At 63.4% G+C, this 22,382-nt stretch carries 14 protein-coding genes and 1 pseudogene (1 of these 15 cut by a window edge); 6 read left to right on the top strand and 9 right to left on the bottom strand.

Annotation, left to right across the window (positions count from 1 at the left end; all coding sequences use genetic code 11):
• The 4 genes and pseudogenes from F4X41_08135 to F4X41_08120 form a co-directional block, all read left to right on the top strand.
• Nucleotides 1–1,495: pseudogene (locus tag F4X41_08135) on the top strand (extracellular solute-binding protein); it begins 122 nt to the left of the window's first position.
• 288 nt (nucleotides 1,496–1,783) lie between these two features.
• On the top strand, nucleotides 1,784–3,733 hold the full coding sequence (locus tag F4X41_08130) for a PQQ-binding-like beta-propeller repeat protein (protein MYB16982.1): 1,950 nt from the start codon (nucleotides 1,784–1,786) through the stop codon (nucleotides 3,731–3,733).
• Nucleotides 3,734–4,323: 590 nt separating this feature from the next.
• Complete coding sequence (locus F4X41_08125) at nucleotides 4,324–5,706, top strand: nicotinate phosphoribosyltransferase (protein MYB16981.1); 1,383 nt, start codon at nucleotides 4,324–4,326, stop codon at nucleotides 5,704–5,706.
• A gap of 186 nt (nucleotides 5,707–5,892) precedes the next feature.
• Nucleotides 5,893–6,276: a hypothetical protein gene (locus F4X41_08120; protein ID MYB16980.1), complete on the top strand. Its 384-nt coding sequence runs from the start codon at nucleotides 5,893–5,895 to the stop codon at nucleotides 6,274–6,276.
• A 174-nt stretch (nucleotides 6,277–6,450) separates the two neighbouring features.
• On the opposite strand, the gene F4X41_08115 is transcribed toward F4X41_08120, so the two are convergent.
• From F4X41_08115 to F4X41_08075, 9 genes are all read right to left on the bottom strand, one after another.
• On the bottom strand, nucleotides 6,451–8,187 hold the full coding sequence (locus F4X41_08115) for a hypothetical protein (GenBank protein ID MYB16979.1): 1,737 nt from the start codon (nucleotides 8,185–8,187) through the stop codon (nucleotides 6,451–6,453).
• A 208-nt stretch (nucleotides 8,188–8,395) separates the two neighbouring features.
• Complete coding sequence (locus tag F4X41_08110) at nucleotides 8,396–8,701, bottom strand: hypothetical protein (GenBank protein ID MYB16978.1); 306 nt, start codon at nucleotides 8,699–8,701, stop codon at nucleotides 8,396–8,398.
• 574 nt (nucleotides 8,702–9,275) lie between these two features.
• The gene (locus F4X41_08105; protein MYB16977.1) at nucleotides 9,276–11,678 is read right to left on the bottom strand and encodes a response regulator; all 2,403 of its coding nucleotides are present in this window, start codon (nucleotides 11,676–11,678) and stop codon (nucleotides 9,276–9,278) included.
• A gap of 403 nt (nucleotides 11,679–12,081) precedes the next feature.
• Nucleotides 12,082–13,488 carry a HAMP domain-containing histidine kinase gene (locus F4X41_08100; protein MYB16976.1) on the bottom strand — a complete coding sequence of 469 codons (1,407 nt, stop codon included), beginning with the start codon at nucleotides 13,486–13,488 and terminating at the stop codon, nucleotides 12,082–12,084.
• Nucleotides 13,488–14,165, bottom strand: coding sequence for a response regulator transcription factor (locus F4X41_08095; protein MYB16975.1), 678 nt, complete (start codon nucleotides 14,163–14,165; stop codon nucleotides 13,488–13,490). Before F4X41_08095 ends, F4X41_08100 begins: the two co-directional genes overlap by 1 nt.
• A 163-nt stretch (nucleotides 14,166–14,328) precedes the next feature.
• Nucleotides 14,329–15,798, bottom strand: coding sequence for a hypothetical protein (locus tag F4X41_08090; protein MYB16974.1), 1,470 nt, complete (start codon nucleotides 15,796–15,798; stop codon nucleotides 14,329–14,331).
• A 443-nt stretch (nucleotides 15,799–16,241) separates the two neighbouring features.
• On the bottom strand, nucleotides 16,242–17,759 hold the full coding sequence (locus F4X41_08085) for an ABC transporter substrate-binding protein (protein MYB16973.1): 1,518 nt from the start codon (nucleotides 17,757–17,759) through the stop codon (nucleotides 16,242–16,244).
• 254 nt (nucleotides 17,760–18,013) lie between these two features.
• Nucleotides 18,014–18,790 carry a di-trans,poly-cis-decaprenylcistransferase gene (gene uppS / locus F4X41_08080; GenBank protein MYB16972.1) on the bottom strand — a complete coding sequence of 259 codons (777 nt, stop codon included), beginning with the start codon at nucleotides 18,788–18,790 and terminating at the stop codon, nucleotides 18,014–18,016.
• Between the two features lie 332 nt (nucleotides 18,791–19,122).
• Nucleotides 19,123–19,683, bottom strand: a complete 561-nt coding sequence (locus F4X41_08075) for a hypothetical protein (GenBank protein ID MYB16971.1) — start codon at nucleotides 19,681–19,683, stop codon at nucleotides 19,123–19,125.
• 521 nt (nucleotides 19,684–20,204) lie between these two features.
• Here F4X41_08075 and F4X41_08070 point away from each other — a divergent pair.
• Together F4X41_08070 and F4X41_08065 are read left to right on the top strand one after the other, a co-directional pair.
• Nucleotides 20,205–21,269 (top strand): Rieske 2Fe-2S domain-containing protein, encoded by a 1,065-nt coding sequence (locus tag F4X41_08070; protein MYB16970.1) that lies wholly within the window; start codon nucleotides 20,205–20,207, stop codon nucleotides 21,267–21,269.
• 25 nt (nucleotides 21,270–21,294) lie between these two features.
• Nucleotides 21,295–22,317, top strand: a complete 1,023-nt coding sequence (locus tag F4X41_08065; protein ID MYB16969.1) for a methyltransferase domain-containing protein — start codon at nucleotides 21,295–21,297, stop codon at nucleotides 22,315–22,317.
• Nucleotides 22,318–22,382 lie beyond the last annotated feature (65 nt).

The following is a 22,382-nucleotide window of genomic DNA, read 5'->3' as shown; positions in this document are numbered from 1 at the left end:
GACCGAACCGCCCGCCGACCCGCCGGCCGAAGCCGAGCCCACGCCGACCCCGACTGAAACGCCGGTCGAGGTGGCCCCGACCGAACCGCCCGCCGACCCGCCGGCCGAAGCCGAGCCCACGCCGACCCCGACTGAAACGCCGGTCGAGGTGGCCCCGACCGAACCGCCCGCCGAAGCCGAGCCCACGCCGACCCGGACTGAAACGCCGGTCGAGTCGGATCCGGAAACAAATCCGCTTGAATCGTCGGCCGAAGAGGAACCAGGGCCGCCCCCGGCGGTACCGGTTGCGACCCCTCAAGACTCAATGGATGACCAGCCGCCGCCAAGACCGTTTGCGGGTACGATCATCGATTTCAGCTACGTCGATCCATATCCCGCCACCCGACAAGCGCTTCGCGCCGAAGCTGCGAAATTTGCGGAATTGACCGGAATCAACATCGAGTTCGATTTCTCCTTCAAATTGCCGACGTCGGGCGAATTGCCGGCTCCGAATGCGGATGTCTGGTACGGCAAAAGTACGTGGATCCCATCTCTGGTGGCCTACGATTACGTTCTTGAACTCGACGATTACGTGGCGCAGTGGGATCAGTGGCCCGACTTCTACCCGAACGCGGTTGAAGATGTCACCTACCAAGGCCACGTCTACGGGATCCCCCTCAACACGTATCACCGCGGATCGGTCGTTTTTAGACCTTCCAGATTTGAAGCTGCGGGGTTGCAACCCGAACCGCCGAGCACCTGGGAAGAACTCAATGAATCTGCCCGCAGGCTGACCATAAGAGACGACCGCGAATTCTTCGAACAGTCAGGCATCAATCTGCACCATCACACCCAGGTTTATGAAGACTGGCTCATTCAAGCCGGCGGCAGGCCCTTCAACGCCGACCTGTCGAGGCCAACCAATGACACACCCGAAGGTCATCTCGCCCTCTCCCAGCACGTGCTGCACGGACTGACTGACCGGTCGATGCCAATTGATGGAATGAAGTCAAGCATCGTCAACCTGCACGCTTTTTGCGCCGGCCGCGTAGCAATGCAGCTGCTCTGGCCGCGCGACGTCACCGCGTGCGAGCAGAACGCTCCGTTCGTATTCGCGGATCTGAGTGTCGGCCCACCGCTTCAGGGCCCCAGTCAAAGAGGGATGCAACTCTACGTCGACAAATACATGGCGTCGCGGTGGCGGCGACATCACGACGCGGCATTTGAGACCATCAAATACTTCTCATCGCCAGGTCCCAACTACGACATCAACATCTTCCCGAACCGCTTTCTGCCCTGCCGAGGGGCCGCGGCGGTTTTTCCACTGTTCGAATCCGACCCGTGGCGGTCGCTTGCCGACAACACGAGATACGCTCAATCCCGACTGATCGCACCTGAGCACTTCGCAATTGAACCCGCGATGAGCCGCTGGGTGGAGCAATCGGCCCTCGGTCAACTTTCGGTCGATGAAGCCCTGCGCGGCATGGATCGCGAAGTCGCGGAGATCATCGCTTGAATTCGGCCCTATCCACGCTCGGTTACCACTGGATTGCACGCACCCGCCAGAACCCCGATCCAGATTCCGGCTGCTGGAACCGGCTATTGCCTGTCGCCGGCCGATTGCAGCGCGAACCCCAACGGGGTTAATGGCGGTTCCCTCAATCAATTGGGGTGAACCCTCAAATCAGTCCCAAATTCGTGTCATGGCGTTACGCGATTTGGCCCATCAACGGCCGCCGATGATGGCCTGGTTGACCCGGATTTCAACCAGTTTGAGGGCGGACTCTCGCGGATTGGCAGGTCCATGAAGGGTCGTGCACTTCGCCGGATGGCACTGGTGGTTCTGGCCGCTGTGTCGCTGGCCGGGTTCGTGACCCCTGATGCCAAGTCACAATCGGCCGATTTTCCGGTCGCCGGCGGGTGGTTCTTCACGCAAACCGGCGGGGATACCCCCGATCCGCTGGACGGTTATGCGGTTCTCGATGATTCGGATGCGCTCTTTTGGACCGCGTTTCGCCAATTCGGCGGGATCCAGTCGGTGGGTTATCCGGTCTCGCGCCGCTTCCGGTGGGACGGATTCGTCACCCAGGTATTTCAAAAGGCGGCTTTTCAGTGGAGGGCCGACACCGCAAGAGTCGAATTCATCAACGTGTTCGACGACCTGAATCGGCTGGGATTCGACGATGCGCTCGAATCCCGATTGATTCCACCCCAAGAGCAGTTCGATGAAGAGGGGCTTTCATTCGACGAAATATCAGAGCGCCGCATCGCATTGATGGACGCCGAACCGGCCCTGCGCGCCAGCTACGAAAGCGTGGCCGACCCCCTTCGCTGGTTCGGGCTTCCTCAGTCCCGGGTGCGCGAATACGGCGACGGTCTGCTGCGCACGATCCGTCTGCAAAGGGCGGTCTTGCAGCTCTGGACCGAAGATGTGCCCTGGGCCGACGCGGGCGCGGTGACGGTCGCCAACGGTGGGGAAGAAGCAAAAGCATTGGGGTTGTGGCCGGAGAACGCCGTTCTACCCGGGCAACCACCCGAAATCGCGACCGAACGCGCGGTCGAGGGTCATTCAGGCGACGGAGATTCAAGACTCCTTTGGGAATATCCTCTGCCCGAGCACAACTACCCGCACTCACATTACCGAGTGGTGATCGACGAAGGCGTGGCGATTGTTCGCCTAGGCGACTCGGAGATTCGCGCCCTGGACGTTCGGAGCGGGCAACTCCTTTGGGGAGTCGCCGACCCTGGGGTGCGATCGAACTTCAAGTACGAGATTTCCAGCGGTGTGGTTTACCTGCGCAAATACAGCGAACCCCGACCGGCCAACGGGAGGCCGACGCCGATAACCGAGGTGATGGCTTTGGACCTTCGGACCGGTGAAAAGTTCTGGCACTTCCGAGAAATCTCCAGTCAGTGGTTCCAGCGGATTCATATCTGGCAGAACATCCTTGTCATCGCGGCATATCCGCGCATCGGATTGGATTTGGCGACGGGCAGGAAGTTATGGGAGGCCCGGACGCCCGGGTTCACGAAACGGCCCTCGGACGGCGTCTGGTTGTCCGAGCACCTCGGCCTCGTGACCGCGATTGACCTGACCAGCGGGGCCACGGTCTGGCAAAAGCAGTTTTCCGGTTTGCGTCAGCTGCAAGGACCAAGCGCCGGAAACGTGGTCGCCGAATCAGGTGATTCGATCGTGGCGTTTAGCGCCAAAACGGGGGAGCCGAGCTGGTCGTTCCGGTTTCCCGGAATGGATGTGAGGATTCACTTCCTGTTCGAAGGCGTCGCCGTGGTCCACACCTTTGAGCCACACATCCCCGGCACGTATCCGACCTTTCCCCATCCGGAGGGCTTCTGCGTCCTCGAAATGGGCTCGGGGAACGTTCTTTGGTGCGAAGACCTCGAAGGGTATTCCGCGCGCATCTGGCCAGGAGTGGGGGGATTGCGACTTGAATCGGGGAACCGAGTCGTCCTGGTCGAAGCCGGCTCGGGGATGGAATTGTGGACCAGGGACACGGAACCGGGCAGCGTTCGACGCGGTCCTCAATTCATCCGCCGGGCGAACATCATCTACGAAGTGCCTGACGGCGAGGTCGCCGCATTCGACGGCGATTTATCTTCCCGGCTTTGGCAATACTCATGGACTTGGGACGATGACCCCGACAAGTTGAGTGATGATCCTCTACTGATGACGGCAGCTGACAACATCGTGATCATTTGGACCGGTTCCGGGCTGGCCGCGGTAGGGATCCGCTAGGCCGAGCGCTGTCAAGCGCCCTCGGCGTCGCAACCCGGATCGCCGGCGAATCTAGCCAGGGGACTTTTGGCGTACCGACAAACCTTGGCCTTCTTTCACCTCGCCCCGACAATCCACGTTAACGTTCGTTCGCACCCCACAGGTATATCTGTCGCCGACCGCAATCGAAGCAAACGCTCCTCTCTTGGATGGATAACGCGGCCCAGGAATTCCGCTGCCCAGGAGACTGCCAATCATCGCGACGCAACCTGCGCGAAGAATCGCCACCGGAACTCACCGCCGCGTAGGGTTCGATTGCCGGAAACCTGCCGTTCCACCAGTTTGAACCGCAAAACGCAATCTCCCCGTCCGCGTCTATGACGCAAACGGAATTGCGGTTACCAGCGTAATCCCCAACGCCGTGGGATCAGCCGGATTTGTCCGGTGAAACTGTGGAAATGGTCACTGACTTGCAGCGGAACCGGCCGAACGTGGTCACGCTGCGTCGTTGATGCCAAGCGTGCCTGGCCAGGGAAGTAGCGTAACGGTGAAATGTAGTCGGCCGGGAGCGTACAGCAACTAGTGGCAGCCGCCATCAAAATGAATCGTAAATGATCTCCGACAACATCATCCTCGCGACGGACAGTTACAAGCAATCACATCACGCGATGTACCAGCCGGGGACCGAGGTGGTCTCGTCGTACTTCGAGTCGCGGGCCGGCGGGGAATACCCGTATTGCGTCTTCTTCGGGCTCCAGTACCTTATGGACGAGCACCTTTCCGGTGCCCACCGGGTTACGCCGGCGATGATCGACGAGGCCGAGGACCTGTGCCGGTGGCACTTCGGTCAGGAGCTCTTCAATCGTCGGGGCTGGGAGCACGTCGTGAGCGCGCACGACGGCCGCTTGCCGGTCAGCATCAGGGCTGCCCCGGAGGGCAGCGTAATTCCCGAATCGAACGTGCTGTTTACGATCGAAAACACCGACCCCGATTGCGCCTGGCTGACCAACCACCTTGAGACGCTGCTTGTGCAGCTTTGGTATCCCTGCACGGTGGCCACCATCAGCCGCGAGCAGAAACGGACGTTGAAATCGGCGCTTGAGAAATCGGGCAATCCGGACAACCTGGCCTTCATGCTGCACGACTTCGGGTACCGTGGTTCCAGCAGTTCGGAATCGGCCGCCCTCGGCGGCGCCGCCCACCTGGTGAACTTCAAGGGCACGGACACGATTGCCGGACTGCGACTGCTGATGGCGCACTACGCCGCCGAAGAGCCGGGGTATTCGGTCCCGGCGGCCGAGCACTCGACGATCACCGCGTGGGGCGAGGACGGCGAACTTGACGCCTACCGGCACATCCTGGACCGGTTCCACTCCGGCACGGTCGCGGTGGTCAGCGATTCCTGGAACATATTCGAGGCCTGCCGGCAGCTATGGGGCCGGGAATTGCGGGACGAGGTCGCCGACAACCGGGAGCGAACTCTGGTGGTGCGACCAGATTCCGGCGAACCGGAGCGCGTCGTGGTCGAATGCCTTTCGATCTTGGGGGAGCAATTCGGGCATAGCGTCAACGGGAAGGGCTACAAGGTGTTGCCGGATCACGTGCGTCTGATCCAGGGTGACGGCATCACGCGACATTCGCTGCCGGGGCTGTGCGACGCGATCACGGGTGCCGGTTGGTCGATGGACAACATGGTCTTCGGCAGCGGTGGCGGGTTGCTGCAGGACTGCGACCGCGATACTCTGCGGTTTGCGCTCAAATGCAACTGGGTCCAGGTAGCCGGGGTCCAGCGCGACGTTTTCAAACGCCCGGCGTCTGACCCGGCCAAGAATTCCAAGTCCGGAGCGCTGAAATTGGTGCGGACGGGCAAGGGATTTAGAACGGTGGGAATTTGCGAAAACTCCGAACCAGACGTTCTGCGGGAAGTATTCCGCGACGGCGAAGTACTGGTACGCGATAGCCTGGACGCCATCCGCAACCGGGCGGACCTGTAAGCGCCGGCGCTGCAAATTGGCAGCAATACGGGCGTGCGACCTAAGGGACTATCGGCCAAGGGTTGACGGGGAGAGAGCAACGCCGACAGCGGGTCAATTGGCAGGGCGAACTACGCCGGTGTCAGCAACCTGATTTAATCGATATCTAAAACTTAGGAAAGGCCTGACCGCAGGAGGCATTCACCGATGAACTCATTGAAGATCGTCGCAACCATCTATCTCCTCATCACCGGCGCTCTGGTCGTCCTTCACCGGGTCACCGTGGCCGCCTACCCGGATTCGTGGGGCAGTACCCCGGGCGACATCCTGCACTGGCTGATGGCCGCAGGGATCCTGATCGTGCTCCTGCTCAGCGCGTACGAGCACTTTTCCGGCGGGAAGAAGATTGAACAGGATCTGGCCTTCTACGGCACCATCGCCCTCGGCATGACCTTTTTCTGGGTCTGGGGTTGCAGCACCTGGTCGGATACCGAGATTGCGCACACCGCGCATGCGGTCTGGTGGCCGGCGGTGGACGCCGCTTACGCGGTGGCAGCATTCGCGGTCAGTCGCAAACTTTCCCAAAGATGAACTAACTGCGGCGAGCAATCGCTGCAGAGTTCCCGGTCCGGGGTGGTTACCGGGCAAGACCCAGTAGGGGCGCCGCCGATTTTCTGGAACAATTCGGATCCCAACCCGAATCCCGCTCCCAGATCCGATCGCGGTCCGGGTGCTGGCCGGGATCGCCGCCAGCGTGCGTATTGTCTAGCGCTTCCCGGAAACTCCGATCGCGATCACGTCCAACGCGTGGTACTTCTGGTGCCGGACCGAATCGGCGTAATGGCAAAGCAATCGGAAAGAGATTTCGCGTTCGTCCGGTATCGGCGGCAACTCGCTGAGATAAGCGATTCTGTCCTCGACGTTTTCGGTCTCGGCCGCCGTGACGAATTCGACTTCGGTACGCTCGCCGTCAATCCGCGCTGAAACCTTTAGCCGGCGGGATTCGCCGCCGGCTTGTTCGGCCGCCTGGACCAGGATTGCCAGCGTCTCTTCCCCTGCCGAAACAAGCCGTTCGGTCGTAACCTCGCCCATGCCGCTGCGGTCGGCCACGCGGCGCAGGAAGTCCTCGACTTCGGGATAACAGGATTCGTCGAGATTGGTACGTAGACGGTTGCCGCGCCTGCCGGTCAACTCGATGAACACCATCATGACCGTGGCCGATATCGCGCCGGCGGTCATCCCGTTGGCGAACAGGGCGGCAAAAAACCCGTCTCCGACCTGATCGGGAAATATTGCGCCGTTCTGGAACCCCACGCCGAGCCAGAACGACAGGCCCACCACGATCACTTTGCGGTGGTCGACCCCGTCGCGGACGACGATCCGCATTCCCTGGACGAACAACAGCGCGATGAAGACGATCATGTAGGCGGCCGCCACCGGGTTCGGAATGGCGATGAACACCGCGGCCGCTTTCGGGAAAAACGCCAGCACGAAAAGTGCGATCCCGATAACCACGCCCACCCGGCGCGATCCGACACCGGTAACGTCGGCCAGGGAAATGCTGGTCGAGTAGGTCGTGTTGGGCAGGGTTCCCGCCAAACCCGAAAGCAGGTTCCCGATTCCGTCGGCGTTCAGGGCGCCTTGCACGACGCGAAAGTCGGTGGCTTTGGGCCGGCGACGCGAAACCCGTTGAATGGCCACGCCGTCGCCAAGGGTCTCGATCGCGCCAACCAGCGTGACGACCACGAACGCCGGCAGAAGCAACCAGAAACCCTCGCCCAGCGCGAAATCGAAACCTGGCCACGAGGCCACCGGGATGCCGATCCACTGCGCGTCGAGGATCAGGTTCGCATCGTAGATTCCGAACGCGCCCGCGACCGCGCATCCGACGAATATGCCGACGATGGGCGACCAGAGCCGGAGTACCGGCGGAGCTTTGAGAATCAATCCGACGGTCACGAGGATGGTCACCAGCGCCGTCACCAGGCCGGATTCCGGTGGTGACCCGGCCGGAACGCTGCGCGCAGTGTCGAACACGATCGGCATTACGGTGACCGCGATCAGCATGATCACGGTACCTGCGACTACGGGGGTAAAGACGCGGCGCAATAGGGCCAGCCGCGACGCCAGGAGAAATTGGATCAGCGACGAGACCACGATCAGCGATGCCATCAGGGCCGGTCCACCTTCGACCAGCGCGGCGACGCATACGGCAATGAACGCCCCCGAAGTCCCCATGATCAACACATGGCCGGAACCAATTGATCCGAATCGAACCGCCTGGATCACCGTGGTAACGCCGCTGATCAACAGCGCCGCGAACACCGCCCAAGACAGGTAATCGGCCGACTGCTCGGCGATCCGCACCACGATCACGACGGTCAAAACAATCGGGGCCACGATGACCATCGCCGACTGCATGCCGGCGCCGATCGCGATCAGGGTCGGGGGATTCTCTTCCGGTTCGAAGAGTACGTGTTCGTTGAATTCCTCGGATGACACCTGCGACTCAGATGTGGTTTGAAAGCGAGTTCAATTACGCCTCGGCGCGATTCCCGCGCGTATCGCCCGGAGGGTCGGGTCGCCGAAATGTTCGGATGGACGGAGCGATCCAGGGGGCGTGGGCCGGAGCGCTCGGACGCGTCTGGCCTGCCGGCGTTCGGTCATCAATTCGGCCCGCATTTCGGTCGGGCCCTGCAGTGGAGACCGATCACGCTCCCAGACTGCCTGCCCGCGTGATTTTCGCGACGTAGTTGCGCCCGCGCCCCGTTATCCGGAAAACTCCTCGCTCAGTCGATGCCGGCCAGGCGTAACCGAGCGATTCGAGCTCGCCCAGGGCGGCGGTCCAGAGCGCGCATTTGCGCGATTCATCGCCCGGACCCAAAAACTGCACGTCGGCGACCCTGATGATCGAACCTTTCCGATCACGTTCGCGCAGGATGTCGTTGCCCTTCTCCACCGCGACTTTCAGGATCGCGTCGGCTTCCTCCGAACACCGCCGGATTCTTTCGGGCATGATTCAGCGATCCCGTCAGGCTGGCCGGGATCGGGGGAGAACGAAGCGCGCTGCGGAAACGACCTTTTCCGCCCAGCGTTTAGAGCGCGCCCGAAACGCAAACCTGCCGCGAATGTCCCCAAGAACCGGGTCCGCGCCATGACAGCGTGCAGCGCCACGGACCGGGGATTGCGATTTGCAAGAGTTGCGGAGCGATCCCTCAGGGACCCGGCGCGCCGCGAATCTGCCATGCCTGGGGTGGCGGAGTCGGCCGGGCGGTAATCGGTGCGTACATTTGCCCCAACTGGCGTGTGAGCAATCCACCCTCGTGTTCCGTGTGCAACGAATGTCCCAAAACCGTGGCGATTCTCACATATCCGGTGATCGACTGGGACGGGGTCTTGGCGTCGTGTTGCGCACCCCTGGGCAAGATCTGGACCCGACCGGGCCCGAGATTAGCGCGATACCCCGCGGCCGGGCGTGCCGGCCGGAACATGGTTTCGTAGTGCCGAAGGAGGTATGGCGCCGGGGCTTTGGAAGCTCGTAACCGATGTGGTTGCGAGCGCCGGGACTTGAGTTTTTGGTTCGTCCTGGATCAGGGGGCGGTCCGGGATACCCCGCTGTCAATCGATCGGGCCATCCTGTATCCGACGCCGGGCATGGTGATTATGAATGAGGGGTTCTTGGCGTCGTCGCCGAGCTTGCGGCGCAGCCGGTTAACGATCGTGCGAACCAGGCTCGAGTCGCCGGTCTCGCGTGATCCCCAGACTCGCAGCAGCAACTGCTCGTGCGTCATTACCCGCCCGGAATTTACCGAAAGCTCGAAAAGCACCGCGTATTCGCGGGCGGTCAACTCGACGGTGCGACCGGCGACGGTGAGGCGGCGCTCTCCGTAGTTAATGCTCAAATTCCCCAGCCGGAACGGTTCGGGGTGGGCCGGCAATTCGAATTGCGATCGCTTGCGCAGGGCGGCGCGGATCCTGGCCGCCAGCTCGGCGGTCGAAAACGGTTTGACGATGTAGTCGGCCGCACCAAGGTCAAGCGCGCGAATTATGTTTTCTTGCTGCCCGTAGGCGGAGAGAAAGATCACCTGTACGTCGGCCTTGACCTGGATGGCGCGCATCACGTCGATACCGTCGGCCCCCGGCAGCATGAGGTCGAGCAGCACCAGGTCGGGCTGGCTCTCTTCCAGCAGCCGGTCCACCTCCCCGGGATCAACGGTCACGACCGGGTTGTAACCGGACTTTTGCAACGAATCGCGGATGTACCGGAGCGCGTGCGGATCGTCGTCGACCGCCAGGATTCGTCGTCGATCGGGAGCGCGCTGTCGGGAACGCGCCGTCGCCCGACCGGGAGCGACCAGCGCAGCCAGGTTAGGTTCGTCCACGGCCGGAACCGTAAATGTGAAGCGGGCCCCCCGGCCCTCGCCTTCGCTCTCGGCCCAGATGCGCCCCCCGTGCGCTTCAACCAGTCCTTTGCAGATCGCCAGGCCGAGCCCCGAACCTTCGGCGCTCGAACCGCGGTCGGGACCGAGCCGAGAGTAGCGGGAAAACAGCTGCGAGAGCATTTCCGGCGGGATCCCGCGGCCCTCGTCGGCGACCGAAATGGCCACATGCGAGTCCTGTTGCTCAGCACTCAGGCCGATCGTTGACGAATCTCCGGAATATCCGGCCGCGTTGCGTATCAGATTCGTCAGGACCTGGCGGATGCGCCGCCGGTCGGCCATGATCCGGGGGAGGTCCGGGGGCAGGTCGATTGCGAATGTGTTGTCGCCCCCCGCACCCCTGAACGCGTTGCGGGCCTCGTTCACCAGGGCAATGACTTCAATCGGTTCGGCGTCGACCGACAGGGTTCCCGATTTGATCCGCGCCAGGTCGACCAGATCGTTGATCAGGCCCCGCATATGATCGGTCTGCTCCAGGATGATCCGGTGAAATTCGCGAGCTTCCTCCGGGTCCATCGCCAGGTCCCCATCCAGCAGGGTCGAGGCCGACCCCCGGATTGAGGTAAGCGGGGTTCGCAATTCATGCGAGACCATGCCCAGGAATTCCGCCCGCAGGCGTTCAAGTTCCTCCAGTGGCGCAAGGTCCTGAATGGTGACGATGAAGGTTTCGACCGCGCCGTCTTCGGAGTGGTTCGGGGTGGCGTTAACGAGCAGGGAAACGCTCCTGCCATCCGGTGTTTCGAACGATATTTCCTCCGCCCGCACACTTTCGCCGCCGCTAAATGCGTGCGAGAGCTGGTGGTCTGCCAGCGAGAGTTCCGCTCCGTCGGCGCGGCGTACGGTGACGGTCTTGAGCGCTTCTTCCAGCGAACCGCCGGGAGGGTGTACTTCGGCGGCGATCCGCCTTGCTTCGCGGTTGGCCGAAACGACGCGACCATCTGCCGCGTCAAATACGATCACGCCCACCGGCGAGGTGTCGATCAGGGTTTCAAGATCGAGCCTTGACCGCCGCTCCTCGCGGTAGCGGCGGGCGTTGGCGATCACCAGTGCGGCCTGCGAGGCGAACATGACCAGGATCTCCTCGTCGGCGGAGCTGAACTCCGGCTCGCCCTGCTCCCGGCTCAGGTAAATCGTCCCCACCAGTTCGCCAACGTGGATGATCGGCGCCAGCAGGAAAGGGCCAACCGGTGCCGAAAGCGGCACTTCCGGCAGGCCGCGGGCGCGCATATGGCCCTGGAAGTCCGCAAAGCGCAGCGGTTCGCGGGTGCGCCCCAGGTACTCGTAAACCTCAAAACCTTCTGTGAAGTCCCAGAGCGCCCGGGCTTGGTCGGATGAAAGTCCGGCAACCACGTAGCCATCCGGCTGGCGGCCATCGCCGAGCATGGTGATGGCGCCGAATTTGGCGTCGGTCAGATCGCAGGCCGAATCCAGCACCCCCTGCAGCACCGATTCGAATTCGAGGCTCTCGTTGATGCGCAGGCTGGCCTGGCTGAGCCGCGACAGGCGATCGCGCAGCGCGGCCTCGTTGCTCGCGGGCCCTTCGGGTCCGGTCATGCGTGCATCCGTCCCGGAATCGGACGGACCGATAGCCAGCCACCGGCGGACATGGAGGTTGATTCGTTAGCGCGATATGACAAAGTTGGGCCGAATATATTGGCGTTTTGCCACAATTTTGCAATATAGGGTTCGGCGTTTGATACGTTCTTGGGACAACGTCGGTCAATTCGGCTGCGATCAAGCGCCCGGCGCAATGCACCGCCAAAGCCAAGTTCGGCGGGCCCGGCGCGACCGCCAGGCCTCTGACAACTAGCTGCCCGGTTGATCGATTCGGGTGCTCATCGGCTCTTCCCGCAGCCGCCGACCGACCAGTCGCCTTTGCTGACTTTCGGCTTGGAACGCCGCCGCAGTCGCGCCAGCCGGCCCGCGATGTCGTTCCTGACGGCCGGCGGCCGTCCGATCACCTGAAGGCTGGCAGGCGAAGCGTCACCGTCGTGCCCTTCCCGGGCCCATCGCTGGAAAGATCGATCGTCCCTCCGTGCGCGTCGACTATTGCACGGGCGATGGCCAATCCCAGGCCCTTGCCACTGATCCCGCGATCGTGCGACTGGCGCGTGCGGTAGAAGCGGTCAAATACGTGTTCGAGATCCTCGGGGGCAATCCCAATGCCGTCGTCGACTATCGAAAGGATTGCCGACCCGTTTCGATCCGACCCGGTAACGACGCGTATGGTTCCCCCGGACTCGGTGCAGTTTATGGCGTTGTTGAGGATGTTGGCCAGCGCCTGGCCCATCCGCAGCCGGTCGATGTCCAGGATCGGGGATTCGCCGTCAATCTGCAGCGAAAGTCCGATTTGACGGGCCTGACACAGTGGTTGCCAGCGATCCAGCTCCGCGCTCAGCAGGTCGTGGAGGGAAGTCGGCTCCGGCGAGAGTTTGAATTCGCCCTGTTCGGTCTCGGCGAGCCAGTCCAAATCGGAAACCAGTCCCCGCAACCTGTCCACTTCTTCGATGATTTGACGGGAAGCGGCTGCCGGTGGTTGCAGACCGTCGCCCAGCGCCTTAGCCTCAAGCTTTATCACGCTCAGGGGGCTGTTGATTTCGTGCGAAACGTCGTCAACCAACCGCTTGCGAAGGTCCCGCTGGGCTTCCAGGGCGGCAGACATGCGGTTGAACGCGGCACTCATCCGGCCCAGCTCGTCAGAAGAGGTGATCGGCAACTGCGCGGCCTTGCCGTCGGCGATCGCCTGGGTCGCCTGCGTCAGCGCGTTCACCGGCGCCGTGATCCGTTTCGACAGCCAGGCGGCCAGCAGGATCGCAACCCCGGCCGTCAGCGCGCCGCCGATTAGGGCGATGTAAAGAAGAGCGCTCAAGAATCCGTGCGACTCGGTTGCCAGGTTCTCCTGCTCGACGTCCAAATAAACATGCCCGACGGGCTGGTTGGCGGTCTGGTCGAACACCGCCTCGCGGTGCCCGCCGAGATCGGTAATGCCGGTTCCGGGCGGGATTTGCTGGCGGTTGTCCAGCACGACCCGTCCTTCCAAATCGACGATGACCACCCGAATGGGATCGCGATGAAACAGCTCCGCCGATTCACCTCGCTCGGATTCGTGTTCGTCGTCCCGGCCGGACTGATTGAGTCCGTAGCCTGCTTCGGCCAGAACCTCTCCGGCCGTCGCCCAGCCGCCGGTGTCTGAATATTCCCGGCTCAACCTCCCTGCCAGCTGGACCGCCTCGTCCCCGCCCAGACGGTCCACGAACGCGTCCAGCCGGAACTGGGTGGCGTAGTAGCCGACCGCAATGCTGGCCAGGACCGAAAGCAAGACGACCAATACGATCGAACCCAGGATGCGCCAGCGCAGCGACATCAGTCGTGCCCCACTACGAAACGGTAGCCGGCACCGTAGACGGTCCGGATCGGTTCCCGGCCGCCGCGGTGGATCTGCTTGCGGAGCCGCGCGACCTGGCTGTCGATGGCGCGGTCGAACCCGTCGAAATCCCCGCCGAATGCGAGCGAGATCAGTTGGTTCCGCGAGAGCAACTGGTTCGGGTGACGCATGAACGCGGCCAGCAGAGCGGCCTGGGCTTGGGTCAGCTGCACCGGTTCGCCGTCGACGGTTACGGCGCCGGAGGACTCGTCCAACGTGATCCCTCCCAGGTTCAGCTCCTGCTGGACGCTGGCATTGACCCGGCGCAGGAGCGCGCGTGCGCGGGCGATCAATTCGTCCGGATCGAAAGGCTTTACGACGTAATCGTCGGCACCGCTGTTTAGGCCGACGACCCGGTCGGCGTGGGATTCGCGGGCGGTCAGCATGATCACCGGCACGTCCGACTCGCGGCGCAGCCTTTTGCACAGCTCGACGCCGTCCAGGCGCGGCAACGCCAGGTCGAGGATCACAAGGTTCGGGAGCTGCGAGCGGGCCAGTGCCAGGCCGGTCTGTCCGTCGTGGGCGATCTCAGCACTGAAACCGGCCCGCTCGAAATAGACCTTCACCCACCTGGCGATTCGCCGGTCGTCCTCGACGATCAGCACATTGCCTTTCATGACCGGCCTCCGCGGAGGCCGGTCAAGGCGGGAGCGCCTCGATAGAGGCGCTCCTTGCCTACAGCCGCTTGCACCAACATTCCGAATGTCTCCCGAAGTCCAGTTTCGCCAACCGGGGGTGACCGGAATGGGTTGGGCTCGGATATCCACGGGTTTGCCGGCCTCAGGCGCCGTGCCCGCCTTCGCCGCCGGATCCGTGTTCGCCGGCGCCTTCGCCGCTCGACTCACTGCCGGATTCCCCGCCGGCGCCTTCGCCGCGGCCAACTTCGGCGTGCGGGATCCAACCGTTGAAAGGCGCGGCGGTCGAGTCCAGGTTGATCGAAATGATTTCACCCGGCGACAGGTCGACCGGAACGGTCGGTCCCAGCTCGGTCCCGTTGGAGAGGTGTATTTCGACGCGGACCCTCGTTAGCACCCCGTTGGTCGTGTTCTGGACGGTTCCGTTGAACGTATTGCTGGCCGCGTCGTAGCTCATGACCAGCCGGGCACCGGCGCGGATCATATCGAAGGTCTGATCGGGTGCCAGCATGGCCCCGCTGCCTTCTTCACCACCACCGGCTCCCTCGGCTCCGCCTTCGCCGCCAGGGCCGTGCCCTTCGCCGCCAGTGCCTTCGCCGCCGCCGCTTTCACCACCTTCGCCGCCGGTGTGCGGGACTGGTCCGGTACCGGAGCAGTCGAAGACCTCGAGGTGGATCACGTAACCGTCGAACGATACCCCGGCCAGCCCGGGTTCAGTATCGACCGAAACGCTGGACACCGCCGATTGCCCGGGGCTCAAGTGGCCCAGAACGTCCGGGCCAAGTTCGCCAACCGTAGTGCCGCCCGATTTCAGATGCGGTTCGGACTGGACGTAGCAGAGCACCTGCGGCAGGGTGTTGCGCACCGTCGATTCGACGGACCGGGTGGCAGCGTCGTAGCGGGCGAACACGGCCAGGCCGCCCAGGTTTCCTTCCCAGGTCTGGTCTAGGGCCACGGTGGGACTTGACATGGCGGCCTCACCGGCTTCGGCGCCCAGGCCGCCTTGGCCACCGGCCCCCTCGGCTCCGCCTTCGCCGCCAGGGCCGTGCCCTTCGCCACCGGACCCTTCTGCGCCGGCGCCTTCACCGCCACCGACTTCGACGTGCGGGACCCACCCGTTGAAAGGTGCCTGAGTCGAGGGCAAGGTTATGGACAGGGTTTGACCCGGGCCCAAGTCGACCGGATTGGTCGGACCCAGCTCGGTCCCGTTTGAGAGGTGCACCTCGACCCGTACCCGCGTCAGCGCGCCGGCGGTCGTGTTCTCAACAGTTCCCAGGAACGCGTTGCTGGCCGGGTCGTAGTTCATGATCAGCCGGGCGCCGGCACGGACAGTGTCGAAGGTGTCACCGGGAGCCAGCATGGCCCCACTGCCTTCTTCACCGCCGCCGGTTCCCTCCCTGCCGCCTTCAGCTCCCTCGGCTCCGCCGGGATGCTCGCTGCCGGAACCCCCGCCGATCTCGGTCGCTTCCTGCCCCCGGGATTCGCCCCCAGATTCGCGTCCCTCTCCGGCACCGCCGTCGAGGGTGCAGCCGCCGATCACGAGCCCGGTGCAAAGCACTGCCGCCAGTAGTGGCCGGGCAAGTTCATTCTTGGCTTTCAGGATTTGGGATTTCATTTTGTAGCTCCATCGAACTCCGTTTCTCGTCACATCCGTGACATTGATCAAGGTAAGAGGCAAATGTGGCGGAAATTTGTCAGCGCCAGACAATCACTTTGCGCGGGGAAACCGCGGCCGGATCAGTCGTTTTCAGGCCGCGTGGCATGCGAATCTCCGCCTGCCGGCGAGCCGGGCGGGAGGCTCGTGGAATAGGTCTTTGGCAATGGCCCGGGGACGGGACGCGAGCGGGTCCTCCGTGCGACCGGTCAGCTCAGACCGGTCCCACATTCCCGGGCGTCGGGCCCTTGCGTGAGCGCGGCACCTGCCGGCCGCGGTCCGGTACGATGGCCGCGGCCGGCCAACCTTTGCCCGGCCGGCCGGCGCCGGTCGGCGGCGGGGTTGTCAGCGGTTACCGGTTACCCGGATCCGCCCGCCGCGCCACCCTTGTGTCCGGCGGCTCCCTAGGAAGTTCCGCCGGCCGCGGGGGCCGGGTAGATGATGTCGGCGGCGGCAGCGGCGGTTGGCGCCACGACCAGTATTTGTCCGTCCTGGATCTGCACCAGGCCCATTGCGCGGGCCGAATTCCTGCCCTGTTCGTCAAAGCTGATCGGGCCGAAGAAGGTGTCGACCTGAAGTTCGCGCAGGGCCTGGTGGACGGATGCCGAATCCGTGGTGCCGGCGGCTTCGATTGCGTGGTGCAGGGCCAGCGCGGCGGCGGACGCACCGGCTGCCTGGTAGGTCGGATCGCGTCCCCACAGGGAGTGGTATCGGGCGGCAAAGTCGGCCGCCGAACCGATCAGGTCGCCGGCGTAGCTCATCGACGCTTCCCATTGCGTCGGGCCGATAACGTATTCGGCGTCCGAGCCGAGCGTCTCCACCAGCAGCGGATTGCTCGGCCCGACCGTAATCACCATCGCCGCCGGCCGGAAGTCAAGCTCCCTGGCGGCGCGCAGGAACAGGATCGCGTCGTTGAAGTGACCGCCGCCGACGAAGATGTCCGGGCCGAGGCGCTTGGCGTCCGCGATGATCGCGGACAGTTCGGCTGACCCCTGCGGGTATTCGTGGACCGCCAGGACGTCAAGTTCGGATTCGGCGGCCCAGCGGCGGGCCCCGTCGGCGACGCTGGTTGCAAACACGGTGTCGGGGTGGGCGATCACGACCGACGACGCGCCCTCTCCGGCCAGCAACTGCAGAGCCGAGCGGGTGTATTGTGCGGCCGGCGTCTGCACCGCGAAAAAGCTCCCGAATCCCTGAGTGAACAAACTTTCAGCGCCACCGCTCGCGGTTACCAGGATCTGGCCGTGAGCATCGGCAACCTCGAGGGCGATCTGGGTCAAACCGGAGCTGTAGGGGCCGAGCAGGAAATCGACTTCGTCCTCGGTGATTAACCTTTCGACCAGCATCCGAGCGGCTGCCGCCTCGCCGGCGTCGTCGTACATATTCAGCTCCACCCGATAACGGGCGTCGCCGACCTTCAGGCCGCCATACTCCCCGTTAATCCAGTTGGCCCAGAGCCGGTACCCGCGTCGCACGTCGTTGCCTTCCGCAACGAATCGACCGGTCTCGCTCACCACCGCGCCGATGCGAATAACGCGGTCTGCGTCAGATTCCCAGGCGAACCGATCGCCGACCGATCGTTGCTGCAGGCCCAGCGGCCCGGCGACCCAGGTTCGGTGGCCGTCGGTAAACGATGTGTGGTTGTCGGCCTTGCGCCAGACCAGGACGCCCTTTGTGGTTTGCTGCCTGGTGATGCCGTCCGCGGGGTGGTGGAGCTCGTTCTCGAGGCAATCGCCGACGGCTGCCGGGGCGGCCGCCTGAAGGGCCGCAAAACCCAGCACGAATTGGCAATCGGCCGCGTTCGCGCGGTCTACTCCGAACGCGAACCAGCTTGCCAGCACCAGGATTGGCAGGACCAACGGCCAGAGGCGGCCGCGAGCGGTCCATATACCGGTTCTGGAATCGAATTCGATTGGGCGCATGAGCGGATTCTCTTCGCGTTCTGTGGATCTAGTCGACAGTCGGTCAACGTGGCGCCGGAGGCGCTGTTGCAACCGTTTAAGGGCGCAAAGTTACGGGCGGGATCCTTTGGGGACGTGAAGGTTTTGCCACGGCAATTAAATGCCGGGGCAACTGCCGTCCAAAGCGCCAAACAATGATGCCACGCTCATGCTCCGGTTCCGGCCCATCGCATTCAGCCCGGAGCCGCGGTCCCTGCCTTAGGTTCGTCCGCCGGTCAACGGCCGCGCCGTCGCTGCCGCTGGCCGTAAGAACGGATCGCCCGCAGGAAATCGATTCGACGAAACGCCGGCCAGTAGGCCTCGCAAAAGTAGTACTCGCTGAACGCGCTCTGCCAAAGCATGAACCCGGACAGCCGCAGCTCGCCGGAAGTGCGAATCACCAGGTCGGGGTCCGGAATGTCCGGCGCGTAAAGGTAGCTGCCGATTTCTTCCGCATTGAGAATCTGCGCCAGGTCGGCAAGGGTTTCGCCGCGACCGGCGTGATCGCCGATCATCCGCCTGACCGCATCCACTATCTCGTCGCGGCCACCGTATCCGATGGCAATGATGAGATCGCCTTCGTCGTTGCCGGCGGTCATTTGCTCGACCCGCTGGATCGATTCGACGGTCGAGGCCGGCAGCATGTCGCGGCGTCCTACCGAGCGGATGCGGCGCGAAATGGCGGCCCCCTGCTGTCGATCGGCGAGCGCCTCGACGCGCGTTTCAACGATTTTGAAGATCGCCTCGAGTTCCTCCGCGGGCCGGTTCAGGTTGTCGGTCGACAATGCCCAGACGGTGATCACGGGGATGCCCAGTTCATCACACCAGTCGATCAGCCGCTCAATGTTGTCGGCCCCGTCGCGGTGGCCCGCACCGATGCTCGCCAGACCGGTCGTGCGCGCGAATCTGCGGTTCCCGTCGGGAAGGACGCCGACGTGGTGGGGGATGGCGCCGCGCCGCACCTCGCTCTCCAGGCGCGCTTCATAAATGCGGTAGATCAGGCGGCGCAGCATCGAGAAGCTTCCGCTTGAATTGGTCTGGCGAGGCGATTCGGCACGCCCCATTCCCTTGCTTGAATGTGCAGGTCGGCAAACCAGTCTTGCAATTGGGCGGCGGGAATTCCGGATGCGCCGGAATCACCCGCGGGTCATATTTGTGCCCGGGCCGCCGGTTTTCGATCGGGCGCGATGCGACGTCGGCGATCTATCACGTAATAGACCGCGCCGCACGGGCAATCATGAGATTTTCGGCTGGCAGATCGCCGACGTGGTTCCCGGTCGAAAAGGGATCCGTTGCTGAACGCGCGGGAAATTGAGCGGACGGCCAGGAGGATTACCTTGCCCGGTCAGCCGCCCGCCCGGTAAGCGTTGACCCCGGCCGCACCGGCCGCCCAGGCCATCGCAGTGATCATTCGCAATGGATCGAGCGCGTCCCAGAGGGTTCCGTAATTGATGAAATAACCGTTGGCAAAAAGCAAGACGCCCAGGCCCGCCGACAGCACCGCGGCGGTTCGGCAAAGCGGTGTGCCGCAGCGCCACAGGGTTACTGCGGCGACCGATGATGAACCGATGAAGATGGGGTTCACGGTTCGCCAGACTGCTGCCCAGTGATCGCCGAACAAGTCGGTGTAGGCATTACCGAAAACCACGAACGCAAGCACGCCCAGCGCCAGGCTGCGCACCCAGGGAACCTGTCGCGTGCTCAGCCACATCCACCAAACGCCCCCAATTCCCATCACCAGCGGAGCGATCTGCCAGAGTTTCCAGGGCAGGTAGGGGACACCCTGACCGTCAGGATCGACGATCTCCGATCTTTCGGTCCACCCGAACACGGCGAGCGCCACGATCAGCGCGCAGGCCAAGGCGGGTATCGGCTGAAGGTCGCGCGGTGCCAACTGCTTGAGCATTAGAGTTCCCGAATTCCACTGTTGGTAGGGATGCGACCGGTCGATGGCCGGACCGGCAGCAACGAGTGCCCAGTTTCCTTCAGACTATCGGCGTTCTCGGTGAGCAAGTTCCAGTCCCCGCAATCGCCGGTGCGCCCGTTGCGTGCCGATCCGGCCGGCCAATCGCCTGCTCGCGGCCGCGTCGACAGACGGCCCGCATCGGGCGGCCGGTTCCGGTCCGGTTTATTTCGAATCATCCTCAAGGGCCCTGCGCCAGTCTGGCTGTGCAGGCACGCACACGCATTTGAAACGACAATGTCAATTTAGCCACAACTTCGGGAAACGTGGAAAGGCAGATGCCGTCTTTCGGGGGTGGACCTGGTCGGGCCGGCACCCTCGGCCTGGCCTTCGCGGTCTCGGCCGCCCAACCGGCCGGGCCCGGTCGGCCACCCAAAGCAGGGTCAGTTTCGGACGGCTGCGTTTCGTGCCGGACCGTCCGGGTCGAGGGACTCCGGGAATCGCGCGGGTAACGATTTCCGGAGATGTGGCATCGTTTGGCAGGGCGCTTTTCATCCAGGCGGCGATCGTCGCAGCCGGGACCTTCGCCTGGCGTTCGCCAGGACTCCTATCCTCCCCCTTTTCCGGACGGCTGGTACCGAATCGCCGGCTCGGCGGAAATCAAGCCCGGCCAGGTCAAGTACGTTGAATGCCTGGGCAAACAGATTGCGCTCTTCCGAAGCGGAAACGACGGCAGCATCCACGCGATCGAGGCGTTCTGCCCGCACATGGGGGCGAACCTGGCCGACGGTTCGGTCGATGGCGACCTGTTGCGGTGCCCGTTCCACGGCTGGCAGCTGGATGGTGCCGGCAGAGTGCGCTCCATTCCAACCAATGACAAGCTGCCGTCCGCCAGGCATACCAGTTGGGAGGTCAAGGACTACTACGGGATGATCGTGATCTACCATGCCGAGCACGCCCCGGACCGCGTCCTCTACCGACTCCCAACGCAGCCGAGCATCGACAGCGGCGAGCTCATCTTTCGCGGTCGGCATGCCGGCGGCGAAGTCGACATGCACATCATCGAATTTGCCGAAAACGCCGTCGACTTCCAGCATTTCGGCGAAATCCACGACGTGATGCACCTGCCCTGGACCAGGCTGCGCATCCCGTTCGTGAAGATCCATCATCAAACGAGCTGGGCAACCGACGATGCCCTTTCCCACCGCGGGTACTTCCGCGACCGCAGCTACGTGGAGATATTCGGTCGTCCGATGCCGCGGGCGGGGGCCGCAGCCGAGGTGATCTTTCACGGTCCCGCCAGCATCGTGCAGTTTGATTTCGAAATCGGCGACATCGGCCAGATGACAATGTTTCAAACTCACACGCCCGTGGCGCCGCTGAAACAGCAGGTTCATTTTTCCTGGTTTTCGCAAAAGCGAATCCCGCGCCTGCTGGCCAGCTACGTCGTGGGCAACTGGGTCTCGCAGTGGGGCAGGGACGTGGAAATTTGGGAAAACAAGATTTACCGGTCGAAACCGCTACTTTCGCGGTCGGACGGACCGGTGCACAACATGCGGCGCTGGTACAGGCAGTTCTACGCCGAATAGGCCCAAGGGTTCGGGGCTAGGTCCCATGCCCGAACGCTTTCACAACCCCGTTTCCAAGGCCATCCCCGGGGCTGAAACCGAAGCCACCGCGCACGAGTACCGCAGCTTTCACGACCAGACTGCGGGCGGCGACGCCGCCCTGCGCAAGCAGCGCTACATGGACATGGTCAACCGCTACTACGACCTGGTTACCGATTTCTATGAATTCGGTTGGGGCCAATCGTTTCACTTTGCTCCGCGGGTCCGGGGAGAGTCGTTCAAGGAATCGCTTATCCGCCACGAACTGTTCTTGTCCCAGTCCGTCGGTCTGCGGCCCGGCATGCGCGTGCTCGACGTGGGCTGCGGAGTCGGCGGCCCGATGCGGGTTATCGCCAAGGCTTCCGGCGCCCACGTTGTGGGGCTGAACAACAATGCCTATCAGCTGGAGAAGTGTGAAGGCTACAACCGGGCGGCCGGACTTGATCAGCAGACCTCGGTCCTGCTTGGCGATTTCATGGACATCCCGGCCGCGGACGAGAGTTTCGATGCGGTCTTTCAGATCGAGGCCACCGCCCACGCGCCGGACAAGGCGGGAGCCTTCGCCGAGATCTGGCGGGTACTTAAACCGGGCGGGTGCTTCGGCGGGTACGAGTGGTGCATGACTTCCGCCTTTGAATACTCCGACCCGGAACACCAAAGGCTCAAACAGGGAATCGAAGAGGGCAACAGCCTGCCCGATGTCGGTTCCTTTGATCACGTGTTGAACGCGTTGCAAACGGTTGGATTCGAGGTGGTTGAGTCGCGAGATCTTGCCGAGGAGGCCGATCCCCAAACGCCCTGGTACCGCGCGTTCGAGGGTCGCGACATCACGCTCAAGAGCCTGCCGCGAACTTCGATCGGCCGGTTCATAACGTCCCGGGTAATCAGGGCCCTCGAATCCATGGGCATGGTCCCGAAGGGCACGGTGGAGGTCACGGAAGTGCTGAACCTGGCGGCGGACAGCCTGACCGCGGCCGGCCGACTCGGCATCTTCACGCCGATGTTCTACTTCAAAGCGCGCAAGTCCTAATCCCCGCATTGGGTTCGTCTGCGCCGATCGACAGTGTTCCGGACCGTTGGCAGGCGGCGGACGAC

The organism is Chloroflexota bacterium, from assembly GCA_009840625.1.
GTDB lineage: Bacteria > Chloroflexota > UBA11872 > UBA11872 > VXNJ01 > VXNJ01.
This window is presented reverse-complemented; position numbering and strand designations above follow the sequence as displayed.